This window comes from Streptomyces sp. NPDC025793, assembly GCF_055558375.1.
The window spans coordinates 267,348-283,148 of sequence record NZ_JBVHMR010000004.1; the positions used below are offsets into that span (position 1 = coordinate 267,348).

Annotated in this window: 14 protein-coding genes; 4 read left to right on the top strand and 10 right to left on the bottom strand. The window is 73.2% G+C overall.

Going from position 1 to position 15,801, the window contains the following annotated elements; translation table 11 throughout:
- Positions 1-26 precede the first annotated feature (26 nt).
- The 4 genes from ACZ4MF_RS11430 to ACZ4MF_RS11445 are packed head-to-tail and all read right to left on the bottom strand — an operon-like array spanning position 27 to position 4,393.
- Positions 27-806, bottom strand: coding sequence for a CDP-alcohol phosphatidyltransferase family protein (locus ACZ4MF_RS11430; protein WP_467491793.1), 780 nt, complete (start codon positions 804-806; stop codon positions 27-29).
- Positions 784-1,845, bottom strand: a complete 1,062-nt coding sequence (locus tag ACZ4MF_RS11435; RefSeq protein ID WP_356028343.1) for an iron-containing alcohol dehydrogenase family protein — start codon at positions 1,843-1,845, stop codon at positions 784-786. The genes ACZ4MF_RS11430 and ACZ4MF_RS11435 overlap by 23 nt, the downstream gene beginning before the upstream one ends.
- Entirely contained in the window at positions 1,833-2,585 is a 753-nt protein-coding gene (locus tag ACZ4MF_RS11440) for a phosphocholine cytidylyltransferase family protein (RefSeq protein WP_467491794.1), read from the bottom strand. Before ACZ4MF_RS11440 ends, ACZ4MF_RS11435 begins: the two co-directional genes overlap by 13 nt.
- The gene (locus tag ACZ4MF_RS11445) at positions 2,582-4,393 is read right to left on the bottom strand and encodes a DUF5941 domain-containing protein (RefSeq protein WP_467491795.1); all 1,812 of its coding nucleotides are present in this window, start codon (positions 4,391-4,393) and stop codon (positions 2,582-2,584) included. The genes ACZ4MF_RS11440 and ACZ4MF_RS11445 overlap by 4 nt, the downstream gene beginning before the upstream one ends.
- Positions 4,394-4,662: 269 nt before the next feature.
- Between ACZ4MF_RS11445 and galE the strand changes: the two genes are divergently transcribed.
- Both galE and idi read left to right on the top strand, forming a co-directional pair.
- Positions 4,663-5,634, top strand: coding sequence for a UDP-glucose 4-epimerase GalE (gene galE, locus ACZ4MF_RS11450; protein ID WP_467491796.1), 972 nt, complete (start codon positions 4,663-4,665; stop codon positions 5,632-5,634).
- A gap of 269 nt (positions 5,635-5,903) precedes the next feature.
- Positions 5,904-6,497, top strand: coding sequence for an isopentenyl-diphosphate Delta-isomerase (gene idi / locus ACZ4MF_RS11455; RefSeq protein ID WP_467491797.1), 594 nt, complete (start codon positions 5,904-5,906; stop codon positions 6,495-6,497).
- 39 nt (positions 6,498-6,536) lie between these two features.
- On the opposite strand, the gene ACZ4MF_RS11460 is transcribed toward idi, so the two are convergent.
- Positions 6,537-7,031: an ATP-binding protein gene (locus ACZ4MF_RS11460; RefSeq protein ID WP_467491963.1), complete on the bottom strand. Its 495-nt coding sequence runs from the start codon at positions 7,029-7,031 to the stop codon at positions 6,537-6,539.
- A gap of 176 nt (positions 7,032-7,207) precedes the next feature.
- Complete coding sequence (locus ACZ4MF_RS11465; protein WP_467491798.1) at positions 7,208-7,807, bottom strand: HdeD family acid-resistance protein; 600 nt, start codon at positions 7,805-7,807, stop codon at positions 7,208-7,210.
- A gap of 115 nt (positions 7,808-7,922) precedes the next feature.
- Here ACZ4MF_RS11465 and ACZ4MF_RS11470 point away from each other — a divergent pair, with 115 nt between their 5' ends.
- Positions 7,923-8,678, top strand: coding sequence for an enoyl-CoA hydratase/isomerase family protein (locus ACZ4MF_RS11470; protein WP_467491799.1), 756 nt, complete (start codon positions 7,923-7,925; stop codon positions 8,676-8,678).
- Here ACZ4MF_RS11470 and ACZ4MF_RS11475 read toward each other — a convergent pair.
- A complete protein-coding gene (locus ACZ4MF_RS11475) occupies positions 8,665-9,300 on the bottom strand; it encodes a DJ-1/PfpI family protein (RefSeq protein ID WP_467491800.1) in 636 nt (211 codons plus the stop codon). The two genes, ACZ4MF_RS11470 and ACZ4MF_RS11475, sit on opposite strands and share 14 nt — an antisense overlap.
- 31 nt (positions 9,301-9,331) lie before the next feature.
- A complete protein-coding gene (locus ACZ4MF_RS11480) occupies positions 9,332-10,291 on the bottom strand; it encodes a GlxA family transcriptional regulator (protein ID WP_467491801.1) in 960 nt (319 codons plus the stop codon).
- 178 nt (positions 10,292-10,469) lie between these two features.
- On the opposite strand from ACZ4MF_RS11480, the gene ACZ4MF_RS11485 reads away from it, so the two are divergent.
- A complete protein-coding gene (locus tag ACZ4MF_RS11485; RefSeq protein WP_467491802.1) occupies positions 10,470-12,887 on the top strand; it encodes a Tex family protein in 2,418 nt (805 codons plus the stop codon).
- 141 nt (positions 12,888-13,028) lie between these two features.
- Here ACZ4MF_RS11485 and ACZ4MF_RS11490 read toward each other — a convergent pair whose 3' ends face one another.
- Positions 13,029-14,669, bottom strand: coding sequence for an ABC-F family ATP-binding cassette domain-containing protein (locus ACZ4MF_RS11490; RefSeq protein WP_467491803.1), 1,641 nt, complete (start codon positions 14,667-14,669; stop codon positions 13,029-13,031).
- Positions 14,670-14,705: 36 nt separating this feature from the next.
- On the bottom strand, positions 14,706-15,773 hold the full coding sequence (locus ACZ4MF_RS11495; RefSeq protein WP_467491804.1) for an oxidoreductase: 1,068 nt from the start codon (positions 15,771-15,773) through the stop codon (positions 14,706-14,708).
- Between the last annotated feature and the right edge of the window lie 28 nt (positions 15,774-15,801).

A 15,801-nucleotide genomic window follows, 5' to 3' on the forward strand; every position in this document is an offset into this window, starting at 1 on the left:
GATGACGGCGCCGACCTTCACGGCACTCACTTCAGCCTGCTGGAGGCGAGGATGGACACCAGGTGCAGCAGGGTCTGCAGCAGGGCGACGCCGGCCAGCACCGCGACACCCAGCCGGGAGAAGAAGAGGTCGCCGCGCGCCTGGTCGACCACCGCCAGCACCAGGATCAGCAGGGACGCCTCGATGCCGAGGATCAGCCGGTGGAACTTGAACGCGGCGGCGGCCCGGCGGGCCAGCGCCATGCCGGAGGAGCGCATCTCGGCGGCGGCCTCCTGGACCGGCGGCTTGCCGGCCTGGTGGCGGGCGACACCGACGAGGTCCGTCTCGGCCTTGATCAGGATGGCGCCGAGCGCGGCGAGCGTGCCGAGGAAGGCCCACAGCCAGTCGATACGGCCGCCGCCCCACAGGTCGGCGGCGCGCAGGCCGAAGCCGACGAGCACGGCGGCGTCGGTCAGGTAGGCGCCGACCCGGTCCAGGTACACGCCGCTGAGCGAGTACTGCTTCTTCCAGCGCGCGATCTCGCCGTCGACGCAGTCCAGCAGCAGGTACATCTGGACACAGACCACACCGAGCACGGCGCCCCAGATCCCCGGCACCAGGAGTGCCGGGGCCGCGAGCACGCCGAAGACGGTCATCAGGTACGTGAGCTGGTTGGGCGTGACCCTGGTGCCGACCAGGTAGCGGTCGACCCGCAGGGACACCTCACGCATGTAGAGGCGTCCCATCCAATGCTCACCACTGCGCCGGTCCTTCACCCCGGCGGGGTGGACGACCGGACGGAGTTCAGCTACCGATGGCCTTGACATAGTCGGCGTAGATGTCCTTGATCTGGTTCGGCTTGAGTGCGAGGTGTTCGAGGATCGTGTAGCGGCCGGGCCTGGTCTCGGGAGCGAACTCCACGACGCGGACGAACTCGTCCACGGTGAAGCCGAACTCCTCCGGCAGCACCGGAAGCCCGTGCCGGCGCAGCACCGCGGCCGTGTGCGCCGCCTCCTCGTGGGCCCCGCGCAGATACGTCGCGAAGGCCGCGCCGAATCCGCACTGTTCGCCGTGGGCGGCCGCCCGCTTGGGGAACAGCAGGTCGAAGGCGTGGTTGATCTCGTGGCAGGAGCCGGAGGACGGGCGGGAGTCACCGGAGATCGACATCGAGATACCGCTGAGGACGAGCGCCTCGGCGAGCACCTGGAGGAAGTCGTTGTCGCCGATGCCGCCGGGGTGGCGCAGCACCGCCTCGCCGGCCTGGCGGGCCATGGCGGCGGCCAGACCGTCGATCTTCTCGCCGTTGACCCGGTTCGACAGCTCCCAGTCGGCGACCGCGTTGATGTTGGAGATCGCATCCCCGATACCGGCCCGGACGAAGCGGGCCGGGGCCTCGCGGATCACGTCCAGGTCGATGACGACCGCGATCGGGTTCGGCACCCCGTAGGAGCCGCGCCCCGCGTCGTTGTCCAGCGTCGCGACCGGCGAGCACAGACCGTCGTGCGCGAGGTTCGTCGGCACGGCGACCAGGGGCAGGCCGACGCGGGCCGCGGCGAACTTGGCGCAGTCGATGATCTTGCCGCCGCCGAGCCCGACGACAGCGTCGTAGTGGCCGGACTTCATGTCGCCGGCCAGCCGGATCGCGTCGTCCAGGGTGCCGCCGCCCACCTCGAACCAGGCGGCGCCGGGCAGCGAGGGGCCGAGGCGCTCGCGCAGCCGGGCGCCGGAGCCGCCGCTGACGGCGACGGCGAGCCGGCCGGACTGTGCGATGCGCTCGTCGGCGAGAACTCCGGCCAGGTCGTCCAGGGCACCCGGGCGGATGTCCACGACGACCGGCGAGGGGATCAGCCGGGTCAGTAGCGGCACGCGATCTCCCGCCCCTTGGCCAGGTCGTCGTGGTTGTCGATCTCGACCCACGGGACGTCGCCGATCGGCGCCACGTCGATGCGGAAGCCGCGGTCGACCAGCTCCTGGTAGCCGTGCTCGTAGAACTGCTGCGGGTCGGTCTCCCAGACCGTCTTCAGCGCGTCGGCCAGGTCGGGGGCCGCGTCGCCCTCGATCAGGGTGACGCCGATGTACTCGCCGGTGGCCTCGGCGGGATCCATCAGCTTGGTGATCCGCGTCATGCCCTTCTCGGCGTCGACGACGACCTTCATCTCCTCGTCCGCGAGGGACTTCACGGTGTCGAGGGCGAGGATGATCTTCTTGCCGTCGCCGCGCGCGGCGAGCAGGGTCTTCTCGACGGAGACCGGGTGCACGGTGTCGCCGTTGGCGAGGATCACGCCGTCCTTGAGGGCGTCACGGCCGCACCACAGGGAGTAGGCGTTGTTCCACTCCTCGGCCTTGTCGTTGTCGATCAGGGTCAGCGTGAGGCCGTACTTCGCCTCCAGCGCCGCCTTGCGCTCGTACACGGCCTCCTTGCGGTAGCCGACGATGACCGCGACCTCGGTCAGACCGATCTCCGCGAAGTTGCCGAGGGTGAGGTCGAGCACCGTGATCGAGTCCTCCCTACCTGCCGGCCCCACCGGCACCAGCGCCTTGGGCAGGGTGTCGGTGTAGGGGCGCAGACGCCGTCCGGCGCCGGCCGCCAGCACGAGGCCGATCATGCGGGTTCTCCTTCATCGTGTACGGCGGGTGCGCCTCCGAGATGAGACGACACCCAGAAGCGGATGCTCTCGGCGAGCACCACGAGGGCGACGGACACGGCGAGGACCGTGAGCGCGACCGTGAACTGCGAAGCGGTGAGCACCACGGCCAGGACGGCGACGAGCAGCGTCCGCCCCTCGTGCCCCCCGATGACGCGCGTCAGCCAGGCCGGGGGTGCTCCGGCGTTGCCGCGGATGCGGTACACCGTGTCGTAGTGATGGTAGGCGACGGCGGCCACCAGCCCGAAAGCCGCAGGAAGCGCTCCGTTCACCCCCGCCTTGCCCGCGAGGGCCAGGACGGTGCCGTACTCGGCGGCCCGGAAGAAGGGCGGGACCAGCCAGTCGAGGGCGCCCTTGAGGGGGCGGGCCACGGCGAGTGCCGAGGTCAGGACGTAGAGCAGGGCACCGATCACGGGCAGCGGCGAGCCGTTCGCGGTGAGGGCGCAGCAGGTGACGACCGCGGCACCGCCGAGGAAGGCGACGGCCGGCACGGCGAGGCCGGGCAGGCCCCCCTTGGCCGCACGCCGTACGGCCTCACCGAGCGGGCCGGAGTCGGCGAGGTCCGCGAGCGCCCGGGCGGCCCGGTCGGTGCGCCGCGCCCTGCGGGTCAGGGAGCGCAGCACGCGGCCGGCCGTGGTGTACGCCGCCGCGAGGGCGCAGCCGACGAGCAGGACGCAGAAGGTGATCCGGGGGGTGGTGGCCGCGGTGAGGAGGGCGATCATCGCCCAGCGCTCACCTATCGGCAGCACTATCATCCGCCGCAGCCAGACCGTCCAGCCGACGCTGTCGAGCCTGTCGGAGAGGGCGGCGGTGGGGCTGGTGTTGGCGGTGGCGTCGTGGTTGGCCTCGTTGAAGGAGAAGTCGACCACGTGCCGGCAGGTCTGCAGGATCATCGCGCCGAGCGCGAGGGCCCACACGTCATCACCGCCCCGGGCCGCACCGAGGGCGAGACCGGCGTAGTAGGCGTACTCCTTGGCCCGGTCGAAGGTGGCGTCGAGCCAGGCGCCGAGCGTGGAGTACTTCAGGGCGTAGCGGGCGAGCTGGCCGTCGGTGCAGTCGAGCACGAAGGACGCGATCAGCAGCACGCCGGCGGCGACGAACCCCGCGCGCGTGCCCGTCGCCGCGCAGCCGGCCGCGATCAGGGCGGTGAGCAGCGAGGCCGTGGTGACCTGGTTCGGGGTCAGGCCCCGGCGGGCGCACCAGCGGGCGAGGTAGCGCGAGTAGGGGCTGATGAAGAACGTGGTGAAGAAGCCGTCACGGGACTTCACGGCCGACTTCAGGCGTACGGCCTCGTCGTCCACGGCGGCGACGGCCTGCCGCGCCTCGTTGCGCGCCTGCGGGTCGGCGGGGACCGCGGCGACCAGGCTGCCCAGTTCGGGCCGGTACACCTCGCTGCCGTCGGCGTCGAGGGCGGTGACGATGCGGTCGGCGAGGCTGCCGACGGCGAGGGCCGTACCGCCGCCGCCCGCGGAGGTCTCGCGGGCCACGGCCCGGGTCAGCGCCTGCCGGGCGGCCGGTCCGGCGGCGACGGCGCCGGGGACCGCGGCGAGCGGGAAGCGCGGGTCGGTGAGGCCGAGGCGCAGTGCGTGCGGGTGGCCGACGAAGCGGGCGTCGACCAGGGCCACGCGCTCGGCGACCGGAGCCGCGGCGAGCGCGGTCTCGGCCTCCGCGGCGCCCACTGCCACCAGGACGTCGAAACCGAGGGACCGCAGATCGTCCTCCAGTGACGATCCGGGGACCGGCTGACCGGTGACGATGGCGGTCGACAACCGAACTCACTCCCTGGGTGTCGGCGCGCGGGCGCCGGTCGCTTGCATGGTGGGGCGCCTGCCTGCGGCACCCGGGTGTCGGCAGAGGGTATCGGACGGTTCCGGACCTGAGTTCACCGGCCGTTCACAGCCCGGTCCACGGTGACCGCCCCGGCCTTTGCCGCGATCATCATCGGGGAAACGGGGCCGCGCCCACAAACCCGGCGGCGCAGACCCGGGTAAGCCCTGGCAAAGGAGACACCCGGGCGATCGGCCTAGGCTGGGCGACCATGACGTGGCTGATCACCGGCGGAGCCGGATACATCGGAGCGCATGTGGCGCGGGCCATGACGGGCGCCGGGGAGCGTGTCGTGGCGTTGGACGACCTGTCGGCCGCGGTGCCGGCGCGGCTGCCCGCCGACGTCCCGCTCGTCGAGGGCTCGACGCTGGACGGGGACCGGCTGACCCGGGTCCTGCGGGAGTACGACGTCACGGGCGTCGTCCATCTCGCGGCGCGCAAGCAGGTCGCGGAGTCGGTGGCCGAGCCGACCCGCTACTACCGGGAGAACGTGGGCGGCCTCGGCACGCTGCTGGACGCGGTCGCCCGGGCCGGCATCCGGCGGCTGCTGTTCTCCTCCTCGGCGGCCGTGTACGGCAACCCGGACGTGGACCTGATCACCGAGGACACGCCCTGCGCCCCGGTGAACCCCTACGGTGAGACCAAGCTGGCCGGGGAGTGGCTGGTGCGGGCGGCGGGAGCGGCGTACGGCATCTCCACGGTGTGCCTGCGGTACTTCAACGTGGCGGGCGCCGCGGCGCCGGAACTGGCGGACACGGGCGTGTTCAACATCGTCCCGATGGTCTTCGACCGGCTCACCCGCGACGAGGCCCCGCGGATCTTCGGCGACGACTATCCGACGCCGGACGGCACCTGCGTGCGGGACTACATCCACGTGGCCGATCTGGCCGAGGCCCACCTGGCGGCGGCACGCCGGCTCCGCGGGGAGGGCGCGGCGGGCGACCTGACGCTGAACATCGGGCGCGGCGAGGGCGTCTCGGTGCGCGAGCTGATCACGGTCGTCGGCGAGGTCACCGGGGACCGCCGCGCGCCGGTGACCGAAGCGCGCCGCCCGGGCGACGCGCCCCGCGCGGTCGCCTCCGCCGAGCGCGCCGCACGTGAACTGGACTGGCGGGCCCGGCGCGACGTACGGGAGATGGTCGCCTCGGCCTGGCAGGGCTGGCAGCTCCACCACGGCGGCTGACGTACCGCGTTGCCCTGTCCCCCCACCCGTGGGGCCACGCGCTGCTCGCGATGTGCGGCGGGCACGCGGAGCACGAGGCACGCCTGTGCCACTGAACATCAGTACGGGCGTTCGCCCTGGCGGGCGGTTCCGGGCGCGGCCTGCCGGGCACGATGATCTACCGGGTCCCCGTCCCGGTACGGCGCCGCGCGCGGACGTGCGGGGAAGTGCCGGGAGTGCCGGATTCGTACGGCAGACTTGGGGTGCGAAGAACGAGGCGAAGGATGGGTATGCCGATCACACCTGCCACCGCGACGCACAGCTCGTCGACGGGCACCGCAGAGCAGATTTTGCTGGAACTGGTCGACGAGAAGGGTGTGACGATCGGCACGGCGGAGAAGCTCGCCGCCCACCAGCCCCCCGGGCAGCTGCACCGCGCGTTCTCGGTCTTCCTCTTCGACGAGCAGGGCAGGCTGCTGCTCCAGCAGCGGGCGTTCGGCAAGTACCACTCCCCCGGCGTGTGGTCCAACACCTGCTGCGGCCACCCGTACCCCGGTGAGGCGCCCTTCGCGGCGGCGGCCCGGCGCACCTTCGAGGAGCTGGGGGTGTCCCCCTCGCTGCTCGCGGAGGCCGGCACGGTCCGCTACAACCACCCGGACCCTGCCTCGGGCCTGGTGGAGCAGGAGTTCAATCACCTGTTCGTCGGCCTGGTGCAGGCACCGCTCGCGCCGGACGCGGACGAGGTCGCCGAGGCCGCTTTCGTGACGGCGGCCGAGCTGGCGGAGCGGCATGCCCGCGACCCGTTCTCGGCCTGGTTCATGACCGTGCTGGACGCCGCCCGCCCGGCGATCAGGGAGCTGACCGGCCCGTCCGCGGGCTGGTGAACACCCCTGCGGCCCGGTGAGCGGCACGCCGGTTCGGCGCTACGGCAGTGTCGCGGGCTTGAGCGGCAGGGCGGCCCAGATCACCTTGCCGCCGCTCGCGGTGTGCTCCATGTCGACGGCGCCGCCCGCCTCCCGGGCCACCTCGCGGACCAGCAGCAGGCCCCGGCCACCGGTCCGGCCGTGGTCGGCCTCCAGGGCGGTCGGCCGGTAGGGGTGGTTGTCCTCCACGGACACCCGCACCCACTCGGCTCCGACGGCGACCTCCACGGCCAGCATCGGCGACAGCAGCGCCGCGTGCCGGACCGCGTTGGTGACCAGCTCGGACACGATCAGCAGCAGGCCGTACTCCAGCTCGTCGGAGACCGGTACGCCCTGGCGCAGCAGCAGGTCCTGCACAGCGTGCCGGGCCTGCGGGACCGAGGCGTCCACGGCCGGAGCGGTGAACCGCCAGACGCCCTCGTACGGCAGTGGATCGGGCGGGCGCTCGGCGCCCCCCGCTGGGCCCGGGACGTCCCCGCGCCCGTGGTTGTCCATCGTCCGGTCGCCACCCTCGCGCTCGATTGTCACCACACGTCGAGTGTTGGTAACGATCCACTCCGGGCCGGATACCTGAACACAAGTCAGCGGGTATCGAGCGCTTTGTGACCGAGTGCGTATGACCCGGTCATGTGTGGGACTGTTTCCTGCCCCTCCGGGCGCCGCTTCGCGAACTATTCGGGTTGTACGGGTTTGGGTCCGCCCTTCCCCGAGACGAGCCCCACGACACGGCGCCCGCCGTAGCCGGTGGCAACGAGACCGAGGCCGTCGAAGAGCAGGGACAGCGAGAAGAACGTGCCGATCACGTACTGACTGCTGCTCGGCCAGGAGCCGAGGACCAGGATCCCGAGCAGCAGGTCGAAGGCGCCGAGGAGCAGCGTCCAGCCCAGCTGCGGCCCGCGGACGACCAGGCCGCCGGCCAGCCGGAAGATGCCTGCGGTCAGGAACAGCAGGGCGGCGAACATGGTGAGGGCGGCGGCCGTGGCGTGGGGCAGGCGGATGACGACGACGCCGGCCGCGATGTTCAGGGCGGCGACGATGACGCCCAGCCAGAAGTAGCTGGTGCCGCGGGCCTGGACCGCGTGCGCCAGGCCGACGATCCCGCCGGTCAGCAGGAGCCAGCCGAACAGCAGCATCGAGGTCAGGGTGGCGGCGGCGGTATAGACGAGTCCGACGAGTCCGGCGAGGACGAGGATCACACCGAGCGCCGCGAGCAGGCCGAAACCACGGCGCAGGCTCGTCGCGCTGTCCTTCTGCTTCCTGGCTCCGGCCATCACAGCCTCCCTCACACCCCCGCAACACTATTTACCCAGGTCCCTCCTTATTTTTCCCTGTTTTCCCCAGGGGTGGGGTGCGCTGTGACGCGCACCGGCGCATAGCATCCCGCCCATGGAGCCCCAGCTGTCGCACCACGTCGAAGGCGCCGTCGCCACCGTCGTCATCCGTCACCCGGCCAAGCGCAACGCCATGACCGCCGCGATGTGGCGGGCGCTGCCCCCGCTGCTGGACGCCCTCGCGCGGGATCCGGGGGTGCGGGCGCTGGTGCTGACCGGGGAGGGCGGGACCTTCTGCGCGGGCGCGGACATCAGCACGCTGCGGGGCTCGCCGCAGGAGGCGCAGACGCTCGCCGTGGCGGCCGAGGAGGCGCTCGCGGCGTTTCCGAAGCCGGCCGTGGCCGCGGTGCGCGGGCACTGTGTGGGCGGCGGGGCGCAGCTCGCGGCGGCCTGCGATCTGCGGCTGGCGGAGCGGAGCGCGCTGTTCGGGGTGACCCCGGCGCGGCTCGGCATCGTCTACCCAGCCTCCTCGACCCGCAGGCTGGTCTCGCTCGTCGGCCCGGGCACCGCCAAGTACCTGCTGTACACGGCCGAGTTGATCGACGCCGGGCGGGCGCTCGCCACCGGGCTCGTGGACGAGGTGCTGCCGGACGGCGAACTGGACAAGCGGGTGGCGGAGTTGACCGGGATCCTGGTCTCCCGCTCGCAGCTGACGCAGGCCGCCGCGAAGGAGTTCGCCGACGGCCGGACGGACCGGGACGGCCACTGGGCCGGGCAGGCGCGCGGCAACCCCGACAGCGCGGAGGGGGTCGCCGCGTTCCTGGAGCGCCGCCCGCCCCGTTTCACCTGGAGCGCGGCTACGTCAGGCTGAACCGGCCGCCCGTGCGGAGCTCCTCGACGAGGTGCGCGGGCGCCTTGTCCGGGGAACCGGCGTCGTACGGCGGCCGGGGGTCGTACTCCGTCAGCAGCTGGACGGCCTGGGCGTGTTCGTCGCCCGCGATCCGGCCGGTCAGCGTGAGGGCCATGTCGATTCCGGCGGACACCCCGGCGGCGGTGACGTACTTGCCGTCGGTCACCACCCGCTCCCCGGTCGGTTCGGCGCCGAACTCCGCCAGCACCTCCAGGGCGCTCCAGTGGCTGGTCGCGCGGCGGCCGCGCAGCAGTCCCGCGGCGGCGAGCAGCAGCGAGCCCGAGCAGACCGAGGTCGTCCAGGTGCTCGCCGCGTCGGCGGCGCGCAGCCAGTCGAGCAGGGCGGGGTTCTCCAGCTGGGCCCTGGTGCCGGGACCGCCGGAGACCACCAGGAGGTCCGGGTGCGGCACCTCGTCCAGGGCCCGGTCGGCGGTGACGGCGAGGAACCCGGTGTCGGTGCGGACAGGGCCGGGCCGCTCGGCGACGAAGGCGAGCTGTGCGTCCGGCAGCCGGCTGAGGATCTCGTAGTGTCCGACGACGTCCAGGGCGGTGAAGCGGTCGTAGACGACCAGGGCGATCTGCACGGTGATGTCCTTCGGTGGGTGTTCCGGGCGGTCAGCGGGCCGGGGCCGGGTGGAAGCGCCTGCGGTACTCCGCGGGGGGTGTGCCGAGGGCGCGCAGGAAGGCCCGGCGCATGGCCTCGGGGGTGCCGTAGCCGCCGGCGCGGGCGATCTCCTCGATGCCGTCGGTGGTGTCCTCCAGCAGGCGGCGGGCGTGTTCCAGGCGGACGCGGTCGACGTAGCGGCCGGGGGTCATGCCCGTCTCCTCGCGGAACGCGCGCGCGAAGTGGCGCGGCGAGAGCCGGGCCCGCGCGGCGAGCGAGTCGACCGTCAGGTCGCCGGCCGGGTGCTCGGTGATCCACCGCTGGACCTCCCGCAGCGGCGCGCGCTGCGCCGTCTGGGCCGCCAACTGGGCGCTGAACTGCGCCTGGTTGCCGGGCCGGCGCAGGAAGACCACCAGGTGCCGGGCGATGTCGAGGGCGACGTCCCGGTCCAGGTCCTCCTCGACGAGGGCCAGCGCGAGATCGATGCCGGAGGTCACCCCCGCCGAGGTGGCGACCTCTGCGTCCCGGACGTAGATGGGCTCCGGTTCCACGGTGACCGCCGGGTGGTCCCGGGCGAGCTTGTCGCAGTGGGCCCAGTGGGTCGTCGCCCGGCGGCCGTCGAGGAGTCCGGCCGCGGCGAGCAGGATCGCGCCGGTGCACACGGAGACCAGGCGCCGGGCGCGCGGGCCGTGGGCGCGCAGCCAGTCGATCAGCCGCGGGTCGGGCGCGCGGGTGCCCGCGCCGCCGGGGACCACCAGGGTGTGCGGGTCGGACGCCGTGGTGAGCGCCCCGTCGGGGACGAGGGTCAGGCCACTGGACGTACGCACCGGACCGCCGTCGAGGGAGGCGGTGCGGATCCGGTACGACCCCGGCGTGTGGTTCTCGGCGCCGGCGAACACCTCCATCGGGCCGGTGACGTCGAGGCTCTGGACGCCGTCGAAGAGGACGAAGAGGAGCGTGCGCTGCGGCATGACTCCCAGTCTTCGCCGCCCCGGTCATGGCCGCAATGACGAGTTTCCCACCTTTTCTGCCATCGGCGGGGTCCCGTCCGGGATCCGCGGCCCGCCGGTGGACCGCCCTGACCGCCGGTTGTCGGTGCCACCTGCCACAATTGCCGCGCAACCTCAGTGGAGAAGGCGGTACGGGATCGTGACGACACCCGGGTCCAGCGGATCCATCAGCGTGGGATCCATCGAAGGCAGGATCGCCGAGGAGCTCGGCGTACGGGAGCGGCAGGTGAAGGCCGCGGTGGAACTGCTCGACGGCGGTTCGACGGTGCCCTTCATCGCCCGCTACCGCAAGGAAGCGACCGAGATGCTCGACGACGCGCAGCTGCGCACGATCGAGGAGCGGCTGCGCTACCTGCGGGAGCTGGAGGAACGGCGGGCCGCGATCCTGGAGTCGGTGCGCGAGCAGGGCAAGCTCACCGACGAGCTGGAGGCGCGGATCCGCGGCGCCGAGACCAAGGCGCGACTGGAGGACATCTACCTCCCGTACAAGCCCAAGCGGCGCACGAAGGCACAGATCGCGCGTGAGGCGGGGCTGGAGCCGCTGGCCGAGGGCCTGCTGGGCGACCCGTCGGTGGAGCCGCTGGCGGCGGCCGCCGCGTTCGTGGACGCCGACAAGGGCGTCGCCGACCCACAGGCCGCGCTGGAGGGCGCCCGGGCGATCCTCACCGAGCGGTTCTCGGAGGACGCCGACCTGATCGGCGAGCTGCGCGAGCGCATGTGGGTGCGCGGGCGGCTGGCCGCGAAGGTGCGCGACGGCAAGGAGGAGGCGGGCGCCAAGTTCGCCGACTACTTCGACTTCGCCGAGCCGTTCACCGAGCTGCCCTCGCACCGGATCCTCGCGATGCTGCGCGGCGAGAAGGAGGAGGTCCTCGACCTCGTCCTGGAGCCGGAGGAGCCGGGCGAGCAGCCCGGCCCGTCGTCGTACGAGGGCATCGTCGCGCACCGGTTCGCGATCGCCGACCGGGGCCGCCCCGCCGACAAGTGGCTGACGGACACGGTCCGCTGGGCCTGGCGCACCCGCATCCTCGTCCACCTCGGCATCGACCTGCGGCTGCGGCTGCGTACGGCCGCCGAGGACGAGGCGGTGAACGTCTTCGCGGCCAACCTGCGCGACCTGCTGCTGGCCGCCCCGGCCGGCACGCGCGCGACGCTCGGCCTGGACCCCGGTTTCCGTACGGGTGTGAAGGTCGCCGTGGTCGACGCGACCGGCAAGGTGGTCGCCACCGACGTCATCTACCCCCACGTCCCGGCCAACAAGTGGGACGAGGCCCTCGCCAAGCTGGCCCGGCTCGCCCAGGAGCACGCGGTCGACCTGATCGCGATCGGCAACGGCACGGCGTCCCGCGAGACCGACAAGCTCGCCGGTGAACTCATCACCAGGCACCCGGAGTTGGAGCTCACCAAGGTCATGGTGTCCGAGGCCGGGGCGTCCGTGTACTCGGCCTCCGCGTTCGCCTCCCAGGAGCTGCCCGACATGGACGTGTCGCTGCGCGGCGCCGTGTCGATCGCCCGCAGGCTCCAGGACCCGCTCGCCGAGCTGGTCAAGATCGACCCCAAGTCGATCGGCGTCGGCCAGTACCAGCACGACCTGTCCGAGGTGAAGCTGTCCCGCTCGCTGGACGCGGTGGTCGAGGACTGTGTGAACGGCGTCGGGGTGGACGTCAACACCGCGTCCGCACCGCTGCTTTCGCGGGTGTCGGGCATCTCCTCGGGCCTCGCCGAGAACATCGTGGCGCACCGCGACGCCAACGGCCCCTTCACCTCCCGCGCGGAGCTGAAGAACGTGGCGCGGCTCGGCCCGAAGGCGTACGAGCAGTGCGCGGGCTTCCTGCGCATCCGCGGCGGCGCCGACCCGCTGGACGCCTCCAGCGTGCACCCCGAGGCGTACCCGGTGGTGCGCCGCATGGTGAAGACCAGCGGTCAGGAGGTGGCGTCCCTCATCGGCAACACGGGCGCGCTGCGCTCGCTGCGGCCCGCCGACTTCGTGGACGACACCTTCGGTCTGCCGACGGTCACCGACATCCTCAAGGAGCTGGAGAAGCCGGGCCGCGACCCGCGTCCGGCGTTCAAGACGGCCACCTTCAAGGAGGGCGTCGAGAAGATCTCCGACCTGTCCGCCGGGATGATCCTGGAGGGCGTGGTGACGAACGTGGCGGCCTTCGGCGCGTTCGTGGACGTCGGCGTCCACCAGGACGGGCTGGTGCACGTCTCCGCGATGTCGAAGACGTTCGTCAAGGACCCGCGGGACGTCGTCAAGCCCGGGGACATCGTCAAGGTGAAGGTCCTGGACGTGGACATCCCGCGCAAGCGGATCGGGCTGACCCTGCGCCTGGACGACGAGGCGGCCCCGCAGGGCGGTCAGGGCCAGGGCGGCGGACGCCAGCAGCGCGGCGGCGGCCGGCCGCCCCAGCAACGGCAGGGCGGCAGCCAGGCGCAGGGCCAGCGGCAGGGCCGGGGCGGCGGCGACCGGGGCGGGCGGCAGGCGCCGGCCCCGGCGAACAGCGCCATGGCCGACGCGCTGCGCCGCGCGGGTCTGCTCGACCCGAAGAAGCGCTGACCGCGCGGGGCCGGGGCCGTTCGGCTCCGGCCCCCAGGGGCGCGGGGCCGTGTCAGATACGCGACTGCCGCCGCGTGGGCGCGACCGGCCACGACGGCGCCGCGGCCGCACGACGCACGAAACGGCCGGGGCAGCGCGGCGCTACCGTTCGGTCACCTTGCCGTCCGCCACCTCCAGGCGCCTGCTCACCCGGACCGCGTCCAGCATGCGGCGGTCGTGGGTGACCAGCAGGAGCGTGCCGGTGTAGGAGTCGAGGGCCGATTCCAGTTGCTCGATGGCGGGCAGGTCGAGGTGGTTCGTCGGCTCGTCCAGGACCAGCAGGTTGACGCCCCGGCCCTGGAGCAGGGCGAGGGCGGCGCGGGTGCGCTCGCCCGGGGAGAGGGTCGCGGCCGGGCGCAGCACATGGTCGGACTTCAGCCCGAACTTGGCGAGCAGGGTGCGCACCTCGACCGGCTCGGTGTCCGGGACGGCCGCGCAGAAGGCGTCGAGCAGGGTCTCGGGGCCGTGGAACAGCCCGCGGGCCTGGTCGACCTCGCCGACCAGGACGCCGGGACCGAGGGCGGCGTGGCCCGCGTCGAGCGGGACGCGGCCGAGCAGCGCGCCGAGCAGGGTGGACTTGCCGGCACCGTTGGCCCCGGTGATCGCGACCCGGTCCGCCCAGTCGATCTGGAGGGACACCGGCCCGAAGGTGAAGCCGCCGCGCCGGACCTCGGCGTCGCGCAGGGTCGCCACGACCGCGCCGGAGCGCGGGGCGGCGGCGATCTCCATCCGCAGCTCCCACTCCTTGCGCGGCTCCTCGACCACCTCCAGGCGCTCGATCATGCGCTGGGTCTGCCGGGCCTTGGCGGCCTGCTTCTCGCTGGCCTCGCTGCGGAACTTGCGGCCGATCTTGTCGTTGTCGTTGCCCGCCTTGCGCCGGGCGTTCTTCACGCCCTTGTCCATCCAGGACCGCTGCATCTGCGCGCGGTCCTGGAGTGCGCCCTTCTTCCCCTCGTACTCCTCGTAGTCGTCGCGGGCGTGCCGCCGGGCCACCTCGCGCTCCTCCAGGTAGGCCTCGTACCCGCCGCCGTAGAGGTTGATCTGCCGCTGGGCGAGGTCGAGTTCGAGGACCTTGGTGACCGTGCGGGTGAGGAACTCGCGGTCGTGGCTGACGACGACCGTGCCGGCGCGCAGGCCGGTCACGAAGCGTTCGAGGCGGTCCAGACCGTCGAGGTCGAGGTCGTTCGTCGGTTCGTCGAGGAGGAAGACGTCGTAGCGGGACAGCAGCAGCGAGGCGAGGCCGGCGCGGGCCGCCTGGCCGCCGGAGAGGGCGGTCATCGGCTGGTCGAGGCCGACGGCGAGGCCGAGGGAGTCGGCGACCTCCTCCGCGCGTTCGTCCAGGTCCGCGCCGCCCAGGTCCAGCCAGCGCTCCAGGGCCACCGCGTAGGCGTCGTCGGCGCCGGGCGCGCCGTCGACGAGGGCCTGGGTGGCCTCGTCCATGACGCGCTGCGCCTCGGCGACGCCGGTGCGGCGGGCGAGGAACTCCCGGACCGTCTCCCCGGGCCTGCGCTCCGGCTCCTGCGGCAGATGGCCGACGGTCGCGGCCGGCGGGGACAGCCGCAGCTCGCCCTGCTCGGGCGCGACGAGCCCGGCGAGCAGCTTCAGCAGCGTGGACTTGCCCGCGCCGTTGGCACCGACCAGCCCGATCACGTCGCCGGGCGCGACGACGAGGTCGAGCCCGGAGAAGAGGGAGCGGTCGCCGTGCCCGGCGGCGAGGTTCTTGGCGACGAGGGTGGCAGTCATCAGGACGCCGATCCTAATGCGCCCGGCGCCCCGGTCTCAGCCGCGTTTCCCGCCGGTCGCCGGGGAACGGGCCCGTCGGCCCTGCCCGCCGATGACCGGCGCCGCGCGCACGTCCCCCGCCGTCCGGGCGACGACGTACGCCTCGCCCCTGACCGCCCGCGGATCGAGCGGGACCCGGTGCCGGCCGGGCTCCAGGGCGCCGTCGAACACCTCCTCCGTGCGGGTACGGTGCAGTCGGTCGAGGCGGTACGCGGTGATCCGCACCCGGCATGCCGCGCCGACCTCGACGTCCGCGGTGGTGCCGGTCGCGGCCAGCGCGGTCAGCGGGCGGCGCGAGAGCGGGCCGCGGCCGAGGGCGTGCTCGATCTGGGCGACGAGCAGGGGCACGATCGGGGCGAGTCCGTCCACCGCCGCGACCTCGGCCCCGGCCTGTTCGAAGGCCCGCAGCACGGCGGCCCGTTCGGCCGGGCCGACCGCCCGGCCGAAGGCGACCGCGCCGTAGCCGCGCAGTTCCTCGGCGGTGACCTCGCGCGCGTCCTGGGTGATGTCGGCGCCGATGCCGATGGTGCGCAGCGCGGCGGCCAGCCGGGCGAGGACGGCCACCCGGGCGCCGATCAGCAGCACCCTGCGCCGGGGCGCGGCGGAGCCGTCCCGCAGGGCGGTCAGGGCGGCGCGGTACTCGGGCCCGCGGAACCGGAACGGGCCCATGCCGGGATAGCCGTTGCGCTCCAGGTCGGCGTGCTCGTCCGTCTGCCAGGCGAAGTCCCGCCAGACGTAGTCCTCGCCGTCGCGCTCGATGACGGCGGTGACCGCGCCGCAGGCGAGGTCCTCGCACTCGGGACAGCCGTAGAGGACGAACCGGCCGGCCGGGAGCGGCGGTTCGGCCTCCAGCAGCAGCGCGCGCACCTGCGCGGTGAAGATGGCGGGCGGGACGTCCGAGGCGAGCGGGGAGACCGCGTCCAGGTCGGACAGCTGGAAGAGCAGTGGACGGCCGTCCACGACGAAGTCCACGAAGTCGCGGTGGACCTGGTAGCGGCCGTCGGCGAGGACACCGCCCGCGCGGGTCGCCGGTGCCAGGCCGAAGGTCGCGTATGCGGCAGACATGTGGTGAGTATCCCCACACCGGGACGAA

What these genes read in the sequence shown, in the direction of transcription:
- ACZ4MF_RS11430 (WP_467491793.1), bottom strand. Translation starts at nt 806, where the DNA reads ATGTCAAGGCCATCGGTAGCTGAACTCCGTCCGGTCGTCCACCCCGCC.
- ACZ4MF_RS11440 (WP_467491794.1), bottom strand. Translation starts at nt 2,585, where the DNA reads ATGATCGGCCTCGTGCTGGCGGCCGGCGCCGGACGGCGTCTGCGCCCC.
- galE (WP_467491796.1), top strand. Translation starts at nt 4,663, where the DNA reads ATGACGTGGCTGATCACCGGCGGAGCCGGATACATCGGAGCGCATGTG.
- idi (WP_467491797.1), top strand. Translation starts at nt 5,904, where the DNA reads ATGCCGATCACACCTGCCACCGCGACGCACAGCTCGTCGACGGGCACC.
- ACZ4MF_RS11460 (WP_467491963.1), bottom strand. Translation starts at nt 7,031, where the DNA reads ATGGACAACCACGGGCGCGGGGACGTCCCGGGCCCAGCGGGGGGCGCC.
- ACZ4MF_RS11465 (WP_467491798.1), bottom strand. Translation starts at nt 7,807, where the DNA reads ATGGCCGGAGCCAGGAAGCAGAAGGACAGCGCGACGAGCCTGCGCCGT.
- ACZ4MF_RS11470 (WP_467491799.1), top strand. Translation starts at nt 7,923, where the DNA reads ATGGAGCCCCAGCTGTCGCACCACGTCGAAGGCGCCGTCGCCACCGTC.
- ACZ4MF_RS11480 (WP_467491801.1), bottom strand. Translation starts at nt 10,291, where the DNA reads ATGCCGCAGCGCACGCTCCTCTTCGTCCTCTTCGACGGCGTCCAGAGC.
- ACZ4MF_RS11490 (WP_467491803.1), bottom strand. Translation starts at nt 14,669, where the DNA reads ATGACTGCCACCCTCGTCGCCAAGAACCTCGCCGCCGGGCACGGCGAC.
- ACZ4MF_RS11495 (WP_467491804.1), bottom strand. Translation starts at nt 15,773, where the DNA reads ATGTCTGCCGCATACGCGACCTTCGGCCTGGCACCGGCGACCCGCGCG.